The sequence below is a fragment of the Pantoea sp. ANP04 genome, assembly GCF_041982285.1.
Classification (GTDB): Bacteria; Pseudomonadota; Gammaproteobacteria; order Enterobacterales; family Enterobacteriaceae; genus Pantoea; species Pantoea eucalypti.
In genome coordinates this window covers 1-22170 of sequence record NZ_JAUTYS010000017.1, presented here as the reverse complement: position 1 = coordinate 22170, position 22170 = coordinate 1, and the positions used below count along the sequence as shown (strand labels likewise).

Below are 22170 nucleotides of genomic sequence, written 5' to 3'. Positions count from 1 at the left end.
CAACATGATTTTTATAGCCTATTTATCATAAAAAATTCACAATTCGACTAATTATCTGAATTATATGCAAATTTATGCATCAGCCTCTACACTCCTGTCAGCACGCTTTTCTGCGCCAGCCACCCGCTTCACCTGGCGAGGCGGCCATTGCCCTACCGCATTACTGCTGTCAGGCGTAAACTGATCCCTCTTTCCCACTCTGCCGGAGGCTGCATGTTCAAGGCACTGGTCATTGAAAATGACGAACAAGGTTACCGTTCCCTGCTGAAAGATCTCCCCGAATCTCAACTGCCCGACCACGATGTCACACTCGACGTCAGCTACTCATCCCTGAACTACAAAGATGCCCTGGCTATCTGCAACAAAGGCCCGATAGTGCGCCAGTTCCCGATGGTGCCAGGTATCGACTTTGTGGGGCGTGTGACCGCCAGCCGCCATCCCGACTGGAAAGAGGATGATGTGGCGCTGCTGACGGGCTGGGGCGTGGGCGAAAAACAGTGGGGTGGCCTGGCGCAGAAAGCCAGCGTCAGCGGCGACTGGCTGGTCCGTGTGCCCGCAGCGCTGAGTCCGCTGCAAACCATGGCCATCGGTACAGCGGGGCTGACCGCGATGCTCTGTGTGATGGCGCTCGAAAAACAGGGCATCACACCGGAACGCGGACCGGTGCTGGTGACCGGGGCCAGTGGCGGCGTCGGCAGCTACAGCGTCAGCCTGCTGGCGCGTCTGGGCTATGAAGTAGTTGCGTCGAGCGGACGCACCAGCGACCCTGCATATCTGATCGAGACGCTGGGCGCGGCATCGGTCATTGACCGTGAAGCGCTTTCCCAGCCTGGCAAACCGCTGGCAAAAGAGCGCTGGGCCGCCGCGATAGACAGCGTCGGCAGTCATACTCTGGCCAATGTGCTGGCCGCTACGCAGCGTGACGGCGCGGTTGCCGCCTGCGGTATGGCGCAGGGACTCGATCTGCCAGCCAGCGTTGCACCCTTTATTCTTCGTGGTGTTACGCTGGCCGGGGTCGATAGCGTGATGTGTCCGAAGCCACTTCGTGAGCAGGCGTGGCAGCGACTCGGCGAGCTGATGGATAGTGAACGGCTCAATAAGCTGAGCCGGGTCATTCCGCTGAGTGAAGCCAGAGAAGGTGCGCAGGCATTGCTGGAGGGCAATGTGCAGGGCCGCCTTATTGTCGACTGCCGCTAACGCTTTTAAAGGCGCGTGAATCGCGCCTTTATCGATCGGCTCGCTGCAGCCGTTTGATCAGCCCTTCCAGCGCGAACTGCGTGCCCTGCTCCATCACCGATTTTGGATCGCCGCTAAACTGGTGGCACTCCGCCTCATCCCTTCCGTCGGGCAAGACCCAGCCAAACCAGATAGTGCCTGCCGGTGTGCCATCCTCGCCGCCGTCCGGTCCGGCATAGCCGGTGATTGAAAGTCCTACCGGTTCACCAGAGCGGGCGCAGGCTCCCTGCACCATCTCCCTCGCTGTTTTCTCGCTCACCGCCGTGTGCTGTTTCAGCGTGTCTGGATGTACCCCCAGCAGACGCGTTTTGGCATTTTCACTGTAGGTTACGAAGCCGCTGGTATAGAAGTCACCGCTGTTTTCCACAGCGGCCAGCGTCATGCTGATCAGTCCGGCGGTACAGGATTCGGCGGTCGCCAGATGAAGTCCGGAGGAGAGTAAAATATTACCCAGTTGCTCAGCGGTTTGATCTAATGATTTTGCCATTATGGTCTCCTTAAGGCTGCCCGGAACTCCAGGTATAGCGCAAAATCAGCGATTCAAAGCGCGCAACACAATGTTTTTAAAGCGAAACGGTCTAGATACGCAGCTGGATATGCGGCTGTCCACTTTCGGCATGTGCCACTACCTGAAGATCGGCCTGGTACCAGCGCGTCAGCGTCGCTTCCGTCATTACCGCCTGCGGCGAGCCTTGTGCCACCAGTTGGCCTGCGTGCAGCAGCAGTATGCGATCGGCCCACAATGAAGCCTGATTAAGGTCATGTAACACGGTACAGACGGTGAGATCTCCGGCGCGCGTCAGCTGGCGTAGTAAACGCAAGGTTTGCTGCTGCCAGAAGAGATCCAGCGCCGAGGTCGGCTCATCCAGAAACAGCCAGCCGCGTGGTCTTCCCTCCAGCCAGAGCTGTGCCAGCACCCGCGCCAGCTGCACCCGTTGTTGTTCACCGCCGGAGAGCTGGCGGTAATCGCGCTGCGCCAGCCCTTCACAACCGGTCAGCCGCATGACCTCAGCCACAATTTGCGTCGTCTGCGCTTCCGGCCAGGGCGCACGGCCCATCGCCACGACCGACTGCGCTGACTGTGCAAAGGTCAGGTTGTTCTGCTGGCGCATCACTGCCCGACGTCGTGCCAGCTGCTCACGCGGCCATGTCGTCAGCCGTCGGTCGCCCAGCCAGCACTCGCCCCGATCGGGCGACAGAAATCCCGTCAGCATCCGCAGTAGCGTCGATTTACCTGCGCCGTTGGGACCAATCAGCGCCACCAGCTCTCCACCTGACAGCGTGACGTCGAGATTATCGATAACGGTTTTGTCGCCGTGCGCGAGACACAATCCCCTGGCCTGTAAAATTTCCATCACTCCAGCCCTCGCTGTTGACGCAGAATCAGCCAGAGAAACCACGGACCGCCAATCAGGCTGGTCAGTAGCCCGACTGGCATCTCGGCCGGAACCACCAGAGTGCGCGCCAGCGTATCGGCCAGCAGCAGCAGAATAGCCCCCGCCAGTGCTGAGCCGGGCAGCAGCCAGCGATGATCGCCGCCAAGGCAAAAACGCATCACGTGTGGCACCACCAGTCCGACGAAGCCGATCACGCCGCTGACCGAGACCGCTGTACCGACAAGCAGCGCGCTGAGGATCAGCAGCTGATGCTGAGTACGCTTCACATCAATCCCCATGTAGTGCGCATCCTCTTCGCCCGCCTGCAGCAGGTTAAGGTGGCGGGCGCGAGTCTGTAGCAGCAGCAAGGCTGGCAGAATCAGCAGCAGGCAAATCAGCAGTGCGGGCCACTGTGTCTGGCTAAGGCTTCCCATGCCCCACAGCGACAGCTGGCGCAGCTGCTGATCGTTGCTCAGCCATGACAGCACGCCTACCGCCGCACCGCACAACGCATTAATCGCAATACCGACCAGCAACAACCGCGAAAGATTGCCGCGCGCCAGCCGACTGAAACTGAAGAGCAGCAGTGTCACCAGCAGACTGCCGATAAACGCAGCGATCATCGGTAGCCACAATGCCAGTGGTGCCGGCAACGCCAACGGAATAATGATTGCCAGTGCCACCGCCAGTCCCGCCCCGCTGCTGATCCCCAGCAGACCGGGATCGGCCAGTGGGTTACGAAAAACACCCTGCATCACCGCGCCAGAGACTGCCAGCGCCATGCCCATCACCACCGCCAGTAGCACGCGCGGCAGGCGGATATCCAGCCAGATCTGCCAGATAAGATCGCTAAGCGGTGCCTGCCATAGCGCCCGCACTGAAAGCGACATCGCCCCCAGATTTGCCGCCAGCACCATCGCCGCCAGCAGGAAGATCAGCATCAGCAACAGGCCACGCAGCGCATTATCCTTAATCATAGTTCAGCGATTCCGCCGCCTGACGCAATTTCACGATTGCCCGCGGTGTATCAAGGCCAAACCCCAGCAGTGCCATGGTGTCGATCACCAGCAGACGGTGCTGCTGCCCGGCAGGTGTCAGCGTCAGACCCGGTAACTGCCACAGCTGCGCTTCGCCGCCCAGCGTTTTCAAGCCATCCTCGCCGATTACCACCAGATCCGGCGCGGCGGCGATCACCCCTTCCTGCGACAGTGCCTGATAGTGCGGCACCGAGCCCATAGCATTCTCCAGCCCGGCGCTGCGAATGGCGCCATCGGCCGCAGTCTGATTTCCAGCCGCCATCGATTTCATGCCGCTGTTCGCCATGATGTAGAGCACTTTTACCGGCAGCGGTTGCTGCGGCAACTGGCGAATCTGCTGCGTCATTTGCCGTGCCAGAGCCTGAGCTTCGCTTTCACGCTGCAGCGCCTGACCCACAGTGATAATTTTCTGCGGGATCGCCTGCAGGCTGCTGTCGCCGCTGACCGTGACCACCCTGACGCCCGCGCGGGCAATCTGTTGCAGTACCAGCGACGGCTGCGCCTGCTCGCTGGCGATCACCAGCGTTGGTTTCAGTGCCAGAATGCCTTCGGCGTTGAGCTGGCGCATATAACCCACGTCCGGCAGTCGGGTGGCCTGCGCCGGGCGCAGACTGGTGCTGTCGCGCGCCACTAGCTGTGACTGGGCATCCAGCGCATAGATAATCTGGGTGACGTCTCCGCCAATCGACACCACCCGGTCCGCCGCCAGTGATGGCAGCGTCATGAGCAGCCATAACAACATCACTCTTTTCATGCCGCCGCTCCCGGCGTGTGGAGTGCGCCAATCTGCTCGCGCCAGCTTGACTGCTCTGGCGTACCCTCCGTGCGCTGACCGTAGAGCTGGGCGATCTGTGTGCCGTCGGCGGCGAACAGTTCCAGGCTGGTAACAAAGCCATCGCCCGTTGGCTTGCGTGTTACCCAGCTTTCGCTGATCTGATCAGCCATCAGATGCAGTGTGAACTGCGGATTGAAGATGTTGAGCCAGTTTTCCACTGGCTGCAGCTTCTCTACCCTGCCGGTGAAAATCTGAGTACAGCCACGGTTGCCGACAAAAATCATAATTTCATTGCCCGCCTGCTGTGCCATCTGTAGCAGGCGCTCAAGCGCATCGTTACCGGTCTGCCTGGCGAGATCGTCACCCACCGCGCGAAATGCCTGCGGTCGTGACACCTGATGGCGCTTAAGCAACGCGAAAAATTGATGAACATCGGTCATGGCGCGCCATTCACGGTCGATGGCGGTGGCATCAACCGCCTCAGTCAGGGGAGCTGCAGCAGCCGGCTCGACCACAAGCGGCGTCGCCGCGGCGTCGGTAAAGTCGGCAATCAGCGTCTGCCACGCTGCCATGTTGGTCTGCTCCGTGACGTAAACTTTCAGCACCGCATCGCCATGACGATCAAAGATCTGAATACTGTGACGAACGCCCTGCCCGGTTGGCTCCTGCAGAGCAAAGGCGCTGCACCACTGACCGACGAACAGGCGCAGATCGAGTGCACGGGGATTAAGCACCAGGCCACCATGTGCGCCAATCTGCACATTGTGGTATTCACCCAGATGTTCATGTACCGCATAAGCGTTACGCGTAATGTTTTTGGTTTCGCCGACTGCGCCAAGTGCCTTCAGCAACGCCGGAAAATCGCGTTTCAGCGCCACGGCATCAACGCCGATGCGCGCTTCACACAATTCCGCTTCGCTGATGCCGTTCAGCGCAGCCAGGTCGCGGGCATATTTCTTCGGTTGTTCACCTTTAAGGGCAAGATAGTGCTGATAAATCGGGTTCATGACTCAGGCTCTCTTAGTAATGCCCTGCATCAGCGCAGGGCGACGGCTATCAAAAATCGACGTTAACACCTAACTGGAAAGTACGGCCCGGCATCACGGCCAGTGCCTGATCGTTGCGCTCCTGCTGAGTGGCGCTGGTCAGTTCACGACTGCTGAGGTAATCCCAGTATTTGCGATCGGTTATGTTGTAAAGCCCGCCACTCAGCCTGACGTTATGTGCGACGCGCCAGTAAGCGGTCATATCCACCATGCCATAACCTGGTACCCGCATGTAATCGGTGCTGGAGTCGGCCAGGCTGCTGCCGTTGTTAGCGAAGCTTTCGCGGTTAGTCGCGCTGGCTTGCTTACCTTTGACAAAGGTAGCGGTAACGGCGGCCCCGTAGCCACGCGCCTCATCATCCCAGGCGAGTCCGACAATCGCTTTCATCGGAGCAACACTCTCCAGATCGATGTAGCGGTCACCAAGGTAGCGTGACTTTGCCGCGCCCTGCGTGTAACCCAACGCCAGATTGGCGCTCAGACCCTCGACCTCATTGAACCAGCTACCGAAGTTCACTTTACTGCTGATTTCAGCCCCGTAGATGTAGGCTTTATCGCGGTTCTCCGCCTGATAGGTGGTGTAAATGTTGGCGGGCACATTAACGAACTGACCCGGATTAGCCGCCCGGCTGTAACGTGTAAAGGCAATAAAGTTTTTATAGTCGTTATAAAAAGCGGCAGCGTTAAGCGTGACGCCTTTTGCCACCTCTCCTTTTACACCCCACTCGTAGTTGTTGCTGGTTTCGGTTTTCAGGTCTGCATTACCAATCAGCGCATACTGTGCGGTGCCGGCATAGCTGGAGCCAAGGTTCCATGAGCCATAGAGCTGGGTATCGTTGGGGAACTGCGCGCCACGGGTATATTGCAGATAAGTCATCAGCTTCGGTGTCAGATCGAACTGGAAGGCGATCGACGGCAATATCTGGGTGTCGCTGTTTGGCGATCCGTAGAGCGCTGAAACTTCGCTGGCGTCAAGCACGCTACTGTTCGTGGTCAGCGTCGCCACATCACGTGGTCGGGTGTTCTGATAGGCCACGCGCGCGCCCGGCACGATAGCCGCCCGATGTCCGTCAGCATCGAAGCTGATAGTATCCTGCAGATAACCGCCCACGCTGTAGCTGCGGCTGTTAGCCTGCGGCTGCATAATCGCAGTAAAAGCACTGGCTGGCGGTGACTGACGGAAAGGTCGCTCAGTATCCACCAGACGCGCATTCAGCCCGGCACTCAGTTCATGTCGCCCGACGCTTTTAAGCGCTCGGGTGTCAAAACCGTAGCTGTCGCTGTTGTAATCGGAATAGACGGTTTGCCTGGCGGTGGCACTCGACGGCATTAGGGTGTTGTCATGCGCCTGGGTCTGCTGCCAGTAAACGCGGGTCGTCAGGCTGTCGATCAGGTCATTGTAAGGGGTGTACTCATCCGCCAGGCTGATGCCCCAGCGGCGGGTATCACTCTGCTGCTGTGCCGTTCCCCAGACGGTATTGCCGGAAGTGCTCCAGCTGTCGTAATGGCTGTGGTGAGTTTTGTGATAGTAATCGACCGTTGCGCTGAGCTTGTGAGCATCATTGGGCTGCCAGATGCCGGAAGTCATAAAGGCATCGGAGTGCCAGTTGGCCGGATAAGCATCGAGCGTATCGCTGTTGTTACGGGTCTGCTGTCCGTCACGACGGCTGTAAACAAAAATGCCACTCAGCGTGTCATCGCCTGCTGCTGCAGTCATGCCGTTGTGCCAGCTGCGGCTGGCGGAGTCGTAGTCACTTTGATAGCCGAAAAAGGTCGGCTTGCCGGAGTACAGATAGTCGTCCGGGGATTTGTTACGGAACGAGACGTTGCCGCCAATTGAGGTGTTCGACTGATCCACTGCTGTGGCGCCCTTCTCAATCTCAATACGCCCAAACATATAAGGATCGATGTAATCGCGGCCAATGCCAAAGCTGTCGAGACCAGCGCGTCCTACATAGCTGCGGCCAGTGGCCTGCGGCAACGGAATGCCGTCCACATCCAGACCGACGCGGTTGCTCTCGAGGCCTCGAATGTTGTAGCCGGTATAACCAGCCCGATCAAAACCGCTCTTACCGGCTGATGAACCGCCACTAGTACCGGTGGCACTGATCAGCGGTTCATAGCGCATAATCGATCCAAAGTCAGTGGCACCACGCTGTTGCAGATCGCTGGCAGAGAGCGAGGTTTTACTGCCTGCCGTTTTCTTAATTTCCGGCGCCGTCACCGTCATTACCTGTTCGGTATTGCTGTCAGAGCGGTCAGAAAGGGCTAGCGTGGCAGATTCACTGCCCGCAGCATAAGTGCAGGTGGTATTGATGAAGGTGGCGAGCAACGCCAGTTGAGTCAGACGCGGTTGCGTCAATCTCCGAAAACGTGGTGACATAGGCGCGAATTACCTGATTAATTGTTAGTATTCGCTCACTTGTTTGCTGGCAACAGTAAAACGGCTCCGCATAAAAGCCGTGAAAAGTCAGAACATCATGCTGGTGTAGTAATTATCGACTTAAATTTAATGCAACTGATAATCATTATCAATCTTATTTACATTTGGATATAAACCACAGCGCACAAATTGTTCACCCGAATGCATTGGCATTTATCAACACGTAAAGGAATAGAGTTATGGCACAAAAACCTGTGGTTGTTATTCACTACTGTATGCAATGCAACTGGCTGATGCGGTCAGCGTGGATGGCACAGGAACTTCTGCATACTTTCGCTGAGGATCTGGCGGAAGTAACCCTGAAACCAGGTACCGGTGGTATCTTTGAAATTACGCTGGATGAGCACCTGCTGTGGGAACGCAAGCGTGATGGTGGCTTCCCGGATGCGACCACGCTAAAACAGCGCGTACGCGACATCTGTTTCCCGGATCGTACCCTGGGCCACATCGACAAAAACAAAGCCGAAATCAGCTGATTAACTGTGAGTGATTTTTTCAGCCGCGTCGTGCAGCGCCTTAATCAGCGTCTGCAGCGCGGTTTCTGAGATATCTTCCTGCGCCAGCCGCTGGTTCAGCGCGACCTTCAGCCCATAAATCGCCTGCTCTACAGCAGGAATGCTGCGGTTATTGACCAGAATCGCCAGCGTAGAGAGCCGCGTGATCAGGCTGGAGACCGTTTCCAGGTTCTCTGCCAGTTGCGCCTCTCCCGTTGCGGTCAGACGATAGGCTTTGCGCGCTGTCTGCGCATCCACCACCTCAATCGCCTCCATCTCTTCAAGCAGCGTCAGATTGGGGTAAATGATCCCCGGACTAGGCGAATACTCTCCCTTCGACAGCACCTCAACCGACTTGATCAGTTCATAGCCGTGCGCCGCATTCTGCGCCAGGAAATGGAGCATCAGCAGGCGGATCTCACTTGCTTCCAGCATCTTTTCGCGTCGTTTGCGTCGTCCGCCGCAGCCGCCTGCGCGCGTACTCTGATCGTCAGATGAGGTGGAATTCGGATGCTGTTTCATGGCCTGCCCTGCGGGAAAAAGTCGGATTGATGGTAGTCCGCCGTCTGGCAAAACTCAATTGGCAGAGCCGCTTACTTCTGGTGCCAGTAGGCCACCGCCCGCACAAAATCACTGCTGAGGCCGCGCTGCACCGTGAAGTAGTCAGCCAGCGCTTTCACAAACTCACCTTCGCCAGTCAGCCAGATAAAGTAATCTTCCGCCGGAAGTGTGAGCTGATCCAGCCGGGCAATCAGCTGGCTGAGCTGTGCTTTCTGCATCTGACCGCTGCCCAACCAGTTTGTCGTTACGCCAGTCGTATCCGATAAATAGCCGTGGCCCGTCGCGTCATCGGTAAAGGCATAGAGATGCAAAGACTGGGCACTTGCGTCACGCTGACGACGCGCAAACGCTGGCAGCCCGGTTTCATCACAGACGTAAAGCTGAAATGCATAATCGGTCGGCACCACCAGCGAACCGCGTGGCCCACCGATAATTAATTTATCGCCCACCTGTGCCTGCGTTGCCCAGTCACTCGCCACGCCCTGCTGGTGAATATAGAAATCCAGGGTCAGAGAAGAGGCACCATCGAATTCAAGCGGCGTGTAGTCGCGCGCCTGCGGACGCAAACCTTCGGGCCAGACAATGCCCGCGTCGGTCATCTGCGGCAGAGCCAGTGTTTCACCTTCAGCGGAAGGGAAAAATACCTTGATGTGGTCATCAAAGCCTGGCGATGTAAAGCCCGCCAGATCGCTGCCGCTGAACCGTATGCGCCAGAATTTACCGGCAATGTTAGTTTTACTGGCGACCTGAATATGACGGAAACGCAGTTCATTACGGACGCGCTGGGGTAAACGCTGATTAGCTGATGCAGTCAAAATATCTCTCCTCAAGCTATGCCCGTGATTCAGGGGCATGCGCACTGTCATGAAAATTTCATGGAATAACAATCATTCTCATCTCAAGCCGGGAGATTAGCTATGATATATCTTAAGCACAAGAACGAAAAATGCGATCGGACTTGTTAAGATATATTTTACAGAGATGCAGGTGTGCGTATCGCAGGCGTGAAGCGACCCTGACAAGCGTTCAGAGAGAGGTATTTGCGGGTTTTTTAAGGCAGGCAGAGAAGGTTAAATCTGACCGACTCCTGACGAGCCGGTCATGTTGCGCCGCCGGGTCTGGCAGCGTATCAGCATTTACAGCGTGTCGTTAAATCCGGAGAGGGAAGCGTTACTGCTGGTGTGTTCCGGCAGCTCACCGTCACCCAGAATTTCATGCTGGGAGGCCTGAGAGTGCGGATGCAGTCCGGCAGGCGGTGAGAAAGGCTCAGCCTGCTGCGCCATTGCCATAACAGGCAATGCCAGAATCAGTGAAATCATTAAGCGTCGCATAATTATCTTCGTTTTTCGTTTTGGCCGGAAAAGGCCTGAAATGCAGATGAATGTTCCAGCCCCATCACGGATGCACGATGATTCCGGTATGACAGGGTTTCGGAAGAGGATTTTACGCCAGAACGGCGAGTTAGTTTATAGAATCGTGCGGTTTGTCACAGTTTACCGCACAAAATATGCATTAACGGGGCCGGGAATCACTCGCCCTGCCCTGCTGGCTACGCCTGCATCACCGGAATTGAAAATACGCCGCTCAGCCAGTCAGGCTTGCAATGTGCAAAGTCGAGACGCAGCAGGTCTTTGCCAGGACGCCGCGCTACACCCAGTGCTGGCAGATGTTGATAATAAATATCCTCAATAAAACGCGTCAGTTGTTCCGGTCTGCCGCTCCAGCGAATCGACGCATAGAGGCCCGCCGCTTCACTCCAACTGCTGGTGTGGTCACTCAGCAGATCGGCATATTGCGGCTCCAGCGCCTGAAACAGGCTGATATTCTGCTGGTCAGCCGAACTCTGGCCGGGGCCATACTGAAAGCCTAACCAGCCCTGCGCAACATGGCTGCCAGCAAGCGCGACCAGTTGCCGCGCCTGATCAGCCACCTGGTGATCGCGATCGGCAAAATAATCACCGAACTTACACTCCCACTCCTGCGTCTCTCCTCGCAGATGCAGCTCTTCTTCGCGTTCCACCAGCGTGGCGCGCTCTGCCAGCGACCGCACCAGAATGCGGCCATGGAAATTTTTCACCGGCAAATGGGGAATACGCCGAAACGCGCCCGGCGTCAGCGCAAAGTGGCCTTTGAATACCCGGGTAAAGTTTTGCTGGTTATCAAAACCAAAACGCACGGCGATATCGATCAGCGTCATGCGTGTCAGACGTAGCGCCATAGCCGCCATCGTCAGACGCCGTTTGCGGGTATACGCCGCCAGCGTCTGTCCGGTCATCTCCTTGAACATGCGCTGCATGTGCCATTTCGAATAACCTGATTTCAGCGTAATTTGATCGATATTGATATCGTCGGTGAGATGGGCTTCAATCCACTCGACCAGATCGTTGATGTGCTTTTTTTTAATGGCCTGACTGAGCATGATGGCGATTTACGACGCGGGTTAAGACTGAGGTTTTAATGAAAAAAGGATAACAAATATGGCGAATCAGTGTAAGGAAAGGGTAAGCCGTGCACGTCCGTTCGGGGCAATTCCGCATTAATTGCTTAGGTTACTAACTAAAAAAGGCTGACTGCCGTCAGCCTTTTGATTCCTGATAAAAACTGCGCCTGATAACGGTGAGGCGGAGTCTGCGACAATTAATGACTACGCATACCCGCTGCCGTCATCATCATGCGGAACAGCGAGGCGACCACGCCCAGCGCCAGTACGCTGGCGGCATAGATAAACACCAGCCACATTACCCGTTTCCACCACGGCGCTTTCGTCTCTTCACTGTGATTGTGGTCTTTCATGCTGCTGAGGCTTTTCATATCAATGATATCCTTCATCTGCTTTGATTTTTCCACGGAACACGTAGTAGCTCCAGAAGGTGTAACCCAGAATCATCGGGATAATCAGCAGGCTACCCACCAGCATAAAGGCCTGGCTCTGCGGTGGCGATGCGGCATCCCAGATGGTTACGGATGGCGGAATAATGTTGGGCCACACACTGATGCCCAGACCGGAGAAGCCCAGGAAGACCAGCGCCAGCGTCAGCAGGAACGGTGAATAGTGCGCCTCACGCTTAATGGCGCGCACAATGCCCCATGAACAGAGCAGCACCAGCACCGGAACCGGCAGGAACAGGAACAGGTTTGGCTTGCTGAACCAGCGATGTGCGATGTCCTGATGCGTAAACGGCGTCCACAGGCTGACAATACCAATAATCACTAACAGCGCGATGACCAGTGGCGTCGCCAGCGCGGACATCTTACGGTGCAGCTCATTCTCGGTCTTCATAATAAGCCAGGTGCAGCCCAGCAGCGCATAGGCCACCACCAGACCCACGCCGCAGAACAGCGGGAACGGTGCCAGCCAGTCCAGTGCGGAACCGGCGAAACGGCGTCCCTCAACCGGAATGCCATCCAGAAACGCGCCGACTGCGACGCCCTGACTGAAGGTCGCTAAAACAGACCCGGCAATAAAGGATTTGTCCCAGAATGCCCGATGACCTTCAACCGCCTTGAAGCGGAATTCAAAGGCGACACCCCGAAAAATCAGGCCAATCAGCATGGCGGTCAGCGGAATCGACAGCGCATCGGTAATCACCGCGTAAGCCAGCGGGAATGCCCCGAACAGGCCTGCGCCTCCCAGAACCAGCCAGGTTTCATTACCATCCCAGACGGGTGCGACGGTGTTAACCATCATGTCGCGCTCGCCGGCATCTTTATTGAACGGGAACAGCAGACCAATACCCAGGTCAAAACCATCCATCACGATATACATCAGGGTTGCGAAGACGATAATCACAAACCAGATAACGGAATAATCGATCATCTTAGTGGTCTCCATCCTTAAAGGTGGCAGCGGAAAGCGGACGCGCTGGCGTTTTCTTCTGACCCGGTCCACCTTCTTCGGTGATATGACCTTCGCCGACAACCGGTCCCTGCTTAATCAGGCGCATCATGTAGTGGTATCCCACACCGAACACCGAGCTGTAGACCAGAATAAAGGCCAGCAGGCTGATGCTCATATGCATATCGCCATGTGCCGAGACCGCATCAATGGTGCGCTGCACGCCATACACCACCCACGGCTGACGACCGATTTCAGTGGTAAACCAGCCCGCCAGAATCGCAATCAGACCCGATGGCCCCATTAACAGAGCAAACCACAGGAAAGGACGCGACTCGTAAAGACGGCCTTTGAAACGCAGCCACAGGCTGACCACGCCCAGCGTAATCATCAGCAGCCCCAGCGCCACCATCACGCGGAATGACCAGAAGATCACCGTAGAATTAGGGCGGTCCTCTTTCGGGAACGACTTCAGCGCCGGAACCTGTTTATCCAGACTGTGCGTCAGAATCAGGCTGCCAAGGTAAGGCACTTCCAGCGCATATTTGGTACGCTCCTGTTCCATATCGGGAATACCAAACAGGATCAGCGGCGTGGCCTCACCCGGTGGGTTTTCCCAGTGTCCTTCAATCGCCGCGATTTTGGCTGGCTGATGCTCAAGGGTGTTCAGACCGTGTGCATCCCCAATCATCGCCTGAATCGGCGCAACGATCAGCGCCATCCACAACGCCATGGAGAACATCTTACGGATAGCAGGATTGTTATTCCCTTTCAGCAAATGCCAGGCCGCTGACGATCCCACAAAAAAGGCACTCGCCAGGAACGCCGCCACTGACATATGGAAAAGGCGATAAGGGAAAGAGGGATTGAAGACGATTTTCAACCAGTCCTGCGGCACCACAATGCCATTCTCGATGATGAAGCCCTGAGGCGTCTGCATCCAGCTGTTGGAGGCAAGAATCCAGAAGGTCGAAATCAGTGTTCCCAGAGCAACCATGCAGGTGGCGAAGAAGTGCAGACCCGGCCCCACGCGATTCCAGCCAAACAGCATCACGCCCAGGAAGCCTGCTTCCAGGAAGAACGCCGTCAGCACTTCATAAGTCAGCAGCGGGCCGGTGATACTCCCGGCAAACGCAGAGAAGCCGCTCCAGTTCGTCCCGAACTGGTAAGCCATGACCAGCCCTGATACCACACCCATACCGAAGTTAACGGCAAAGATTTTCGACCAGAAGTGGTAGAGATCGCGATAGGTTTGATCGCGTGTTTTAAGCCACATACCTTCAAGTACTGCCAGGAAGCTGGCGAGACCGATGGTGATGGCGGGAAAGATAATATGGAAGGATACAGTAAATGCGAACTGAATCCTGGCCAGATGAAAGGCATCTAATCCGAACATTGCTTACCTCTTTGCCACATAGAACACCATGTATTTACTTATAATTAACAACTTAAGCCTGATGCGCTGACTTCTCTGCGCTTATTGAAATTCCCGCCGCAAATTTAGAGCTATTTGCGACGAGGAAAAAGAAACAGTGGGGTTAATGAAAACTATAACAGTCTTTATTGATTTTGGTCATTGTTTTTGGCGGGAAATTTTTATTTAAAAATAAGGCCGAAAGGTTAATCAGAGGGTGCGTATGTGTCGTTAATGTTACGTATTTTCTCACTTTAAAAGTCGAACGCGCGAAAGCAATGCCTGCACGTAAAGTATCGTCAACGGCCTGTTTTCAGGCACTTTTTTGCTATAAAAATCGGAGTTATTTAAGGTTATAAGTGAGAAGCAAAGATCTAAATACCATTATATTTTAAGAGGTTAAACCCTTAAACCCACATCTCTGCCGGTTTGTTTTCTTTTTTGTTTAATGCTTACTAATCCTGAGGTGAGTATGGATAAAATAAAGTAGGAAACACGAAGTTAAACACACATTAAGATGTTAAATAAATGAGTCAAAAAACGCCTCACTATTAACAGCGCTCAACACACTCTCCTATATTGCGACCCGAAGATTGATAAAACGACTTAATAATCAGCAACAGGACGAAAAGCCTGAAGGATCTATTTCCATTGCTATCGCATGGCTGCGGCATCAGAGAGGCAGTAAACAAAAGTGGGCTCAGAAATTTTCAGGTAAAAATATCGATGCCGTCACATTCTGACGGCTGAGACGGGGTAGCTTTACTCTGCTGCAGATTTTTCGCGCTGCGCCAGAATCCGGCCCAGGTTTAGTTCCAGCCAGTCTGCCAGGCCCACAACCTGCTCACCGACTTCACGTCCAAGCGGGGTCAGGCGATATTCCACGTGCGGAGGCACCACATCGTAAGCAATTCGCTGCACGAAGCCATCTTCTTCCAGGTAACGCAGATTCTGAGCCAGCATTCGCTCACTGACGCCCCCGACGGTGCGGCGCAATTCACTGAAGCGCAGCGTTTGATCCTGAAGGGCCAGCAGAATCAATACACTCCAGCGACTGGTCACGCGTTTCAGCACATCACGCGACGGACAATTAACGTTAAGTAATTCACCGCGACTAAATTTTTCACTCAATTTATCAGACATTTAATCAGCACACCTTAACTAACATTTCTGTAAGTACTTACTAAAAATTAGTTTATATCTTAGTCTGGATTTCAACAACAGCCACAGGAGTCATAGCATGATTGCAATAACAGGTGCCACCGGCCAGCTGGGCCGTTTCGTTATCGAAGCTTTACTGAAAAAAGTGCCGGCAGAAGAGATCGTCGCTGCTGTCCGTACACCCGCCAAAGCGGCCGATCTTGCGGCGCAGGGCATCACGGTCCGACAGGCCGACTACAGTCAGCCAGAAACGCTCAGGGCCGCTTTTGCAGGCGTCGATAAACTGTTACTGATCTCCGGCAGTGAGGTGGGTCAGCGTGAAGCGCAGCATAAAGCCGTTATTGAAGCGGCACAGGCGGCGGGCGTAGGCTTCATCGCCTATACCAGCCTGCTGCATGCGGACACCTCACCACTGGGCTTAGGCGTTGAACATCGCGCCACAGAAGCGCTGCTGAAAGCCTCCGGCATCCCCTTCGCCCTGCTGCGTAATGGCTGGTACACCGAAAACTATGCCGCCAGCATTCCACCTGCGCTGGCGCATCATGCATTTATCGGCGCGGCGGGTGAAGGTCGCATCGCGTCTGCAGCCCGTCAGGATTACGCTGAAGCGGCGGCTGAAGTCATGTCCCGTGAGGATCAGGCGGGCAAAGTGTATGAACTGGCAGGCGACGACAGCTACACGCTGGCGCAGTTTGCTGCAGAGATTGCCGCGCAGAGTGGTGAGAAGGTTGATTACGTCAATCTGTCTCAGGCTGATTTTGCCGCCGCGCTTAAGGGTGCTGGCCTGCCAGAGGGTCTGGCGGAGATGCTGGCAGACTCGGATGCCGGTGCAGAGAAAGGCGGTTTGTACAATGACTCCCGCCAGCTGAGCAAACTGATTGGTCGCCCGACCACGCCCTGGCAGACAGTCGTTCGCGCGGCGCTGGCGAACACCTGATTCTGCTGTCAACGAGCGGGCAACCAGGCCCGCTTAGTTCCCTGCTCCTTTCTGCGCGGCGTTCCGTTACGTATGCCATTTTCTGCACCCTTTTCGGCCCGGCTATCTTTTACAAAATGTGAATAAACGCCAGTTTTCTTCAGTTTGAATTTTTTTATCCATTCCGTTAAGAGATTCATCTGAAATGTATTTTTTGTGAACACTGCTATATTTGGTTGAATTGTCTGGGATTTATCAAAAAACCTCGATTAATAGACAATTTTTATTACGTTCATAGATATTCTGCATTGTTGTTCCGCTGAATGAGAGGTCTATAATTTGTCTTTTGTGCAACCACGACCGCTCAGGAGGCCGTTATTAATACCCATCGCCAGCAACAAAATGCACTTGAAGAGGTTCGTGCCGGGGCGGAAGTTGAGTATCAATACGATCCCCATGAACTGAAACTGGAACGCATGCAGGATTCTGAGCCCGAGCCGGAGTTGATTGAAGGCTTACCGGCTCCGGATGCACTCACCCCTGCCGATCGTTATCTGGAACTGTTTGAACATGTCCAGATGTCGCGGATTTTCGAGGATAGCAAAACCTTCCCCGACTGTTCGCCTAAGTACGATCCGCTGGATGTGCTGATGCGCTATCGTCGACAGAAACGCAGCAGTGATTTCGACCTGTCGCGTTTTGTCGCCGATCATTTTTATCTGCCTGGCGTAAACGAAAGCTTTTATGTCTCTAACCCGGATAAAACCCTCAACGAGCATATTGATGACCTGTGGCCGGTTCTGACCAAAATGCCGCAACAGCATATGCCGCACTCATCACTGCTGCCATTGCCGAAACCTTATGTCGTGCCAGGGGGACGCTTTGGCGAAACGTATTACTGGGACTCCTACTTCACCATGCTCGGCCTGGCAGAATCAGGCCGCGATGATCTGCTCCGTCACATGGCGGACAACTTTGCCTGGCTGATCGATAACTACGGTCATGTGCCAAACGGCAATCGTACCTACTATCTCAGCCGTTCTCAGCCGCCCGTGTTTGCACTGATGGTAGAGCTGTTCGAAGAAGATGGCGTGCGCGGTGCGAAACGCTATCAGGAACAGCTGATGAAGGAGTATCAGTTCTGGATGGATGGCGCGGGTTCACTGATGCCGAACCAGGCTTATCGTCACGTAGTGCGGATGCCAAACGGCTCCCTGCTGAACCGCTACTGGGATGATCGCGATACGCCGCGTGATGAGTCGTGGATGGAAGATGTTGAAACCGCCCGCGAATCTAAACGTCCGGCCAGCGAAGTCTATCGTGATCTGCGTGCTGGCGCGGAGTCAGGGTGGGATTACTCATCTCGCTGGCTGCGAAATCCGAAACGCCTGTCGAGCATCCGAACGACTCAGTTTATCCCCATCGATCTGAACGCATTCCTGTACAAGCTGGAGCTGATGATCGCGACCCTGTCGCACGCCAAAGGTGAAGAGCTGACGGCGCTGGCGTGGCAGAAAAAGGCGGAAGCGCGTAAACGTGCGATTACCCGTTATCTGTGGGACAGCACCGCCGGTGTGTTCCGCGACTATGACTGGCGTCGTGAGCGTTTCGGTGCCTTTACCGTAGCTTCAGTGGTTCCGCTGTTTGTGGGCCTGGCGACGCCGCATCAGGCGCATCTGCAGGCGATCTCGTTGCGTCATCTGCTGCTGAGCAACGGCGGTCTGCTGACCTCAATGGTCGAAAGCGGGGAGCAGTGGGATCGGCCTAACGGCTGGGCACCCATGCAGTGGATGGCAATTGTTGGCCTGAATAACTATGGCGAAGAGACGCTGGCAACAGAAGTGGCTGTGAACTGGCTGAATACGGTCAATAACTTCTATCAGTTGCATCACAAGCTGGTAGAGAAATATGACATCAGCGGTGAGCGTGCGCGTCCTGGCGGCGGCGGTGAATATCCGTTACAGGATGGCTTTGGCTGGACTAACGGCGTGACGCGTAAGCTGATGACGATGTATGGACATTTAATGGCTGACTGAATATCACCAGCCTGAAAAGCACTAACGCAAAAAGCCGGGAATCCCCGGCTTTTTCATGCGCGCTATTCAGCACTACTTCTTCGCTTCCACGCCCGGCTGTGACGCACGCTGCAGAAACTGCTGAGTGATCTCTGGCAGGTTCTGCAGCAGCCACTCAGCCATCGCCACTTCCTGGTCACGGATCTCGTTAAGTATGCGTACGCCCTGCGTATCACCTACCTGCTCTGCCGCAGCAATCAGGCTGGTGTAGCTGGCGATCTCAGCATTCTCGAAGACATAACCACTGATAGCGCCCTTCACGACTTCATCCGAATTGAACATACCGCCAACAGCCTGACCGGCCGCCGCCATTTTGCCCATCGCATCTTTCATCACAGAGTGATCGATACCGTGAGTGTCGAGCAGCTGCTCCAGCAGTGTCAGCTGATGTTTAGTCTCTTCCAGATGCTGCGCCAGACGCTGTTCCAGCGCCGGATAGTGCTCAAGACGGCCAGCCATCTTGCTCAGCATACTTTCAGCCTGCTTTTCCATGGCATGCGCATCGCGCAGCCAGTCATGATAATGTTCTATCGCAGTCATGTATTACTCCTTAAGAGACGGTAATAGACTCGGCTACCTGGGTGAGTTTCTCATCCGTTTGCTTCTCTTCGTTCAGAGTAGCTTCCAGTAGCTCTGCCGCTTTGGTGTAACCCAGCTTCAGTGCCAGCGCATGCAGAGTGCCGTAGGTCGCGATCTCATAGTGCTCAACTTTCTGTGCAGCACCAATCAGCCCCTGATCGCGAATCTCACCTTTTTCAACCGAGTCGATAATTTCCTGTGCTTCTTCAACCAGACCTTCAAGCGCATGACATTTCATTCTTTTAATTTTGACTTCAGGTGTCACTTCCACCAGCTCGTCGAGTCGTTCAATCTGCGCACGGGTCTCTTCCAGATGCTGATTAAACGCAGCGATAAGATTTTCGTCACTGGCTGCACGCGCCATTTTAGGTAATGCACGGGTTATCTGTTTCTCAGCGCTGTAAACATCGGATAGGTCATGGATGAACAGGTCGTTTAACGTTTTCACTGTCATAAGATAGCCTCATTGTTTAAAACGCTGCGTCGGTAATAACGCAACGCCAGTCATATCGTTGACACCTGAAAAGTCTAGTGGAGATTTTTAATATCGCACGCTGCGTCAGTATGAATTTAAGACAAAAGTGGCATGTAAAATGCATTTTCCTTTTTACAGCAGACATTTAGCCGGGGAATGTTTTTATGTTTGCGGCTTCGCTAGCTGCATCGTAATTTGTACAAAGTAATAAAACACTGTATACATTTTTTCAGATTAACTGCATAAAAAAAGAACCAGTCAAAACTTAGTTGTACACGGTTTTATTAAATCGTATAGCTTTAACCTATCGGAAATAAAAAACCGGAAGAGTAAACTCTTCCGGTTCAATTAACAGCTCCCGCTATTGCCAATGATGGAGCAATGACATAATTCAGGGAGTAATTATCTTCGCGAGGAACTAAACAGATTCAAAATGCCCGGCTAACAGAGTAACCCTGCCGTCACAGCAGTGTTAAAGACTTTCAGCTCCGGCGGCTAACCTTACCTCCTTTGCGCCCCGCTTCAATGGCACGTTCAGGATCGTTCTTAAAGTTACCGCCGCTTTTCTGGCCTCCTTTGCGTCCTGCTTCAGCAGCACGCTCTTTGTCGGCCGCAAAATTCCCGGCCCCACCGCGATATTGAGTCATATGCGTCCTCTTTGAATATTAAAAATTGGAATTTGCACAGTTAACACTTCATCAGGCCGATTCAGCAACATAAATGTAGTCAGAAAAACGGACCAATCAAGTGAGATAAATAAAAAACCCGTCACAGTTCTGGTTTATTGCTCGTACTACCCTCAACCGGATTGATAGCGGATTTCAACCAATGCTCCTTTCTATTGATAAAAGAGCCGCGGCATGAAAAAGCTTTATAACTAAAATCGCCGCGCCCTATTAATCGATCATTTTCAAAAAATGTCCAATTGAAAAAAATATAAGCGAAGCGGTAAGTGGATAGTTTAATCAATATCAGGTAGTGAATATGATCAACAAACGATCAATTTCACTAAGCGAAGCGATAAATAGGATTTTAACTTCCCCTTCTTATCGTTGGAAATAAGCGAAGCGTAAACCTTGATCACGATAGCTGAAAACAGCCGAAATTGATCATTAAATGATCAATTATCCTGATTTGAATAAATTTTTAATTTGAAAGAGACTCGGATTTAAGGCGGATATTGCACTTTAACCGAAGCGGTAAGACTTACATATTCTGGCAGTGAAAATTGAATTTTCAGAATAGTACTAAAAGTGATTTTTGCAGCGATACGCGGAAATTGCACACGCAGGCGCAAAACAAAGTACAAAATGTTGTGGGTGAGATTAGGCAGTAACTGAAGATAAAGTCTTTCAACAGGAGCTGGCAAAGCCTATGCCGGGTTAATCGGAGTCAGAGTGGATCCGGGAAAGCGTGATCAAACGCCACGCCGCGCTTGCCGTTTTTCTTAATGCGGTACATCGCTTCATCTGCGCGCGCAAGGGCAGTATCAAAATCATCTCTTCCCTGTACCTGTGACACCCCGACAGAAGCCCCAATCAGGGCGTGACCATTTGCCATATCAAATGGGGCAAGCACCGCGTCCAGGCAGGCATGGGCCAGTTGTCTGACCTGCGGATGGTCAATCGCAAACGGCAATAACAGCACGAACTCATCACCGCCGAGCCGGCCAATCATCACTTCTGTCGGCGCGAGTTCGGTAAACCGATGGCTTAGCTGGATCAGCACTTCATCACCGCTGCGATGACCCAGGGTGTCGTTGACGTGTTTGAAGTTATCCAGATCGATAAAGACAACGCAGAGTGGCCCCTGCGCTTTCAGCTCACAGAAATAGTTCTGCAAAGCATGGCGATTGTTAAGCATCGTCAGGGGATCGTGAAGCGCCAGCAGGGCAAGCTGCTCTTCATATTGCTTCTCTTTGGTCATGTCGATATGCGTGCCAATGACTTTGACAGGCTCGCCATGGGCATTCCACTCGCTGACCCGCCCCCGATCCAGCACCCACGTAATACTGCCGTTTTTGGCAATCATGCGGTGAAGTGCTTCGTAGTAAGGCGCTTTCCCGGCGATGTGATCGTTAAAAGCCTGCAAAACCTCATCGGCATCCTCGGGATGCAGACTCTCCTTCCAGGATTCGAAATTGGCGTCGGTCTCTTTCGGCTGGAACCCGAGCATCGCTCCCCAGCGCCGGTTGAAGATCACCAGCTTGCCACTGGGAATATCAAGCTGCCACAGGAACAGTCCGGTACCATCGAGCGCCGCGTTAAGCTTTGTACGGGCGTCATGCGCTATACGCTTCAGACGCGCATTATGCTTTTTCAGGTTCTGTATCTGCAGACGCAGCGCTTCTTCTGACATGACCGTGACGGAGCTGGAAAAAGGGCTATTGTGCCTGTCAGGTTGATTCTGTAAAGGGTGCCTTATAAAACACGATTAGCCCCGGTCAATTGCAGGCTGGACAGGATTTCAGGCGGCAACGCTCTTGCAATGCAGCACAGAGCCGGGACAGCAAAGTGATTTCGACGTGAAATCTATTTGTATTGCTACTGAATTAAGAGCCGGAATGGGCGGTTAGAGACCAAATTCGGATTGTTCGGGAAGGTATGGAGTCAGGTGGACCGGATTAGCGCTACAAACGCAAAAACCCGCCAGAGGCGGGTTATTTAAAGATGGTGCCCGAACCCGGACAAAAATGCCGGGAGCATTTTTGCATCGCGTGCCAGCGCGACCCGGAGGGCGAGCCACAG

At 54.0% G+C, this 22170-nt stretch carries 22 protein-coding genes; 4 read left to right on the top strand and 18 right to left on the bottom strand.

The genetic code is table 11. The features are described from left to right. Positions 1-213 precede the first annotated feature (213 nt). The gene (locus tag Q7C21_RS19580; RefSeq protein WP_039659320.1) at positions 214-1197 is read left to right on the top strand and encodes an MDR family oxidoreductase; all 984 of its coding nucleotides are present in this window, start codon (positions 214-216) and stop codon (positions 1195-1197) included. A gap of 28 nt (positions 1198-1225) precedes the next feature. On the opposite strand, the gene Q7C21_RS19575 is transcribed toward Q7C21_RS19580, so the two are convergent. The 6 genes from Q7C21_RS19575 to Q7C21_RS19550 all read right to left on the bottom strand — a co-directional run bounded on the left by Q7C21_RS19575 (position 1226) and on the right by Q7C21_RS19550 (position 7853). Next, positions 1226-1723, bottom strand: a complete 498-nt coding sequence (locus Q7C21_RS19575; protein ID WP_039659321.1) for a CinA family protein — start codon at positions 1721-1723, stop codon at positions 1226-1228. 91 nt (positions 1724-1814) lie between these two features. After that, the gene (locus tag Q7C21_RS19570) at positions 1815-2591 is read right to left on the bottom strand and encodes a heme ABC transporter ATP-binding protein (RefSeq protein ID WP_082040832.1); all 777 of its coding nucleotides are present in this window, start codon (positions 2589-2591) and stop codon (positions 1815-1817) included. Beyond that, the gene (locus Q7C21_RS19565; protein WP_039659324.1) at positions 2591-3589 is read right to left on the bottom strand and encodes an iron ABC transporter permease; all 999 of its coding nucleotides are present in this window, start codon (positions 3587-3589) and stop codon (positions 2591-2593) included. Before Q7C21_RS19565 ends, Q7C21_RS19570 begins: the two co-directional genes overlap by 1 nt. After that, on the bottom strand, positions 3582-4403 hold the full coding sequence (locus Q7C21_RS19560; protein ID WP_375151041.1) for a hemin ABC transporter substrate-binding protein: 822 nt from the start codon (positions 4401-4403) through the stop codon (positions 3582-3584). The genes Q7C21_RS19565 and Q7C21_RS19560 overlap by 8 nt, the downstream gene beginning before the upstream one ends. Further along, complete coding sequence (locus tag Q7C21_RS19555; RefSeq protein WP_375151040.1) at positions 4400-5431, bottom strand: hemin-degrading factor; 1032 nt, start codon at positions 5429-5431, stop codon at positions 4400-4402. Before Q7C21_RS19555 ends, Q7C21_RS19560 begins: the two co-directional genes overlap by 4 nt. Positions 5432-5480: 49 nt before the next feature. Continuing rightward, on the bottom strand, positions 5481-7853 hold the full coding sequence (locus Q7C21_RS19550) for a TonB-dependent receptor domain-containing protein (RefSeq protein WP_008925696.1): 2373 nt from the start codon (positions 7851-7853) through the stop codon (positions 5481-5483). A 239-nt stretch (positions 7854-8092) separates the two neighbouring features. Between Q7C21_RS19550 and Q7C21_RS19545 the strand changes: the two genes are divergently transcribed. Continuing rightward, a complete protein-coding gene (locus Q7C21_RS19545; protein ID WP_004571230.1) occupies positions 8093-8389 on the top strand; it encodes a SelT/SelW/SelH family protein in 297 nt (98 codons plus the stop codon). On the opposite strand, the gene Q7C21_RS19540 is transcribed toward Q7C21_RS19545, so the two are convergent. The 8 genes from Q7C21_RS19540 to Q7C21_RS19505 form a co-directional block, all read right to left on the bottom strand. Next, positions 8390-8929: a PadR family transcriptional regulator gene (locus tag Q7C21_RS19540; protein WP_004571231.1), complete on the bottom strand. Its 540-nt coding sequence runs from the start codon at positions 8927-8929 to the stop codon at positions 8390-8392. A 71-nt stretch (positions 8930-9000) separates the two neighbouring features. Next, positions 9001-9783, bottom strand: a complete 783-nt coding sequence (locus Q7C21_RS19535; protein ID WP_004571232.1) for a siderophore-interacting protein — start codon at positions 9781-9783, stop codon at positions 9001-9003. Between the two features lie 321 nt (positions 9784-10104). Beyond that, entirely contained in the window at positions 10105-10299 is a 195-nt protein-coding gene (locus Q7C21_RS19530) for a hypothetical protein (protein ID WP_004571233.1), read from the bottom strand. Positions 10300-10517: 218 nt separating this feature from the next. Then, positions 10518-11387 (bottom strand): helix-turn-helix domain-containing protein, encoded by an 870-nt coding sequence (locus tag Q7C21_RS19525; RefSeq protein ID WP_004571234.1) that lies wholly within the window; start codon positions 11385-11387, stop codon positions 10518-10520. Positions 11388-11605: 218 nt separating this feature from the next. Further along, the gene (locus Q7C21_RS19520; protein ID WP_004571235.1) at positions 11606-11779 is read right to left on the bottom strand and encodes a DUF2474 domain-containing protein; all 174 of its coding nucleotides are present in this window, start codon (positions 11777-11779) and stop codon (positions 11606-11608) included. A 1-nt stretch (position 11780) separates the two neighbouring features. Next, positions 11781-12785 carry a cytochrome d ubiquinol oxidase subunit II gene (gene cydB / locus Q7C21_RS19515; protein ID WP_008925697.1) on the bottom strand — a complete coding sequence of 335 codons (1005 nt, stop codon included), beginning with the start codon at positions 12783-12785 and terminating at the stop codon, positions 11781-11783. Position 12786: 1 nt separating this feature from the next. Continuing rightward, entirely contained in the window at positions 12787-14199 is a 1413-nt protein-coding gene (locus tag Q7C21_RS19510; protein WP_008925698.1) for a cytochrome ubiquinol oxidase subunit I, read from the bottom strand. A 780-nt stretch (positions 14200-14979) separates the two neighbouring features. Next, positions 14980-15360, bottom strand: coding sequence for a helix-turn-helix domain-containing protein (locus Q7C21_RS19505; RefSeq protein WP_004571237.1), 381 nt, complete (start codon positions 15358-15360; stop codon positions 14980-14982). Positions 15361-15457: 97 nt separating this feature from the next. Here Q7C21_RS19505 and Q7C21_RS19500 point away from each other — a divergent pair, with 97 nt between their 5' ends. Next, entirely contained in the window at positions 15458-16315 is an 858-nt protein-coding gene (locus Q7C21_RS19500; protein WP_105099896.1) for an SDR family oxidoreductase, read from the top strand. Between the two features lie 356 nt (positions 16316-16671). Then, positions 16672-18330 (top strand): alpha,alpha-trehalase TreF, encoded by a 1659-nt coding sequence (gene treF, locus Q7C21_RS19495; protein WP_050540840.1) that lies wholly within the window; start codon positions 16672-16674, stop codon positions 18328-18330. Between the two features lie 72 nt (positions 18331-18402). Here treF and Q7C21_RS19490 read toward each other — a convergent pair whose 3' ends face one another. The 4 genes from Q7C21_RS19490 to Q7C21_RS19475 form a co-directional block, all read right to left on the bottom strand. Next, positions 18403-18909 carry a ferritin-like domain-containing protein gene (locus Q7C21_RS19490; protein WP_004571240.1) on the bottom strand — a complete coding sequence of 169 codons (507 nt, stop codon included), beginning with the start codon at positions 18907-18909 and terminating at the stop codon, positions 18403-18405. Between the two features lie 10 nt (positions 18910-18919). Then, positions 18920-19402: a ferritin-like domain-containing protein gene (locus tag Q7C21_RS19485; protein WP_004571241.1), complete on the bottom strand. Its 483-nt coding sequence runs from the start codon at positions 19400-19402 to the stop codon at positions 18920-18922. A gap of 503 nt (positions 19403-19905) precedes the next feature. After that, complete coding sequence (locus Q7C21_RS19480; protein WP_004571242.1) at positions 19906-20070, bottom strand: general stress protein; 165 nt, start codon at positions 20068-20070, stop codon at positions 19906-19908. Between the two features lie 745 nt (positions 20071-20815). Next, the gene (locus Q7C21_RS19475; RefSeq protein WP_008925701.1) at positions 20816-21781 is read right to left on the bottom strand and encodes a sensor domain-containing diguanylate cyclase; all 966 of its coding nucleotides are present in this window, start codon (positions 21779-21781) and stop codon (positions 20816-20818) included. Positions 21782-22170: the final 389 nt, after the last annotated feature.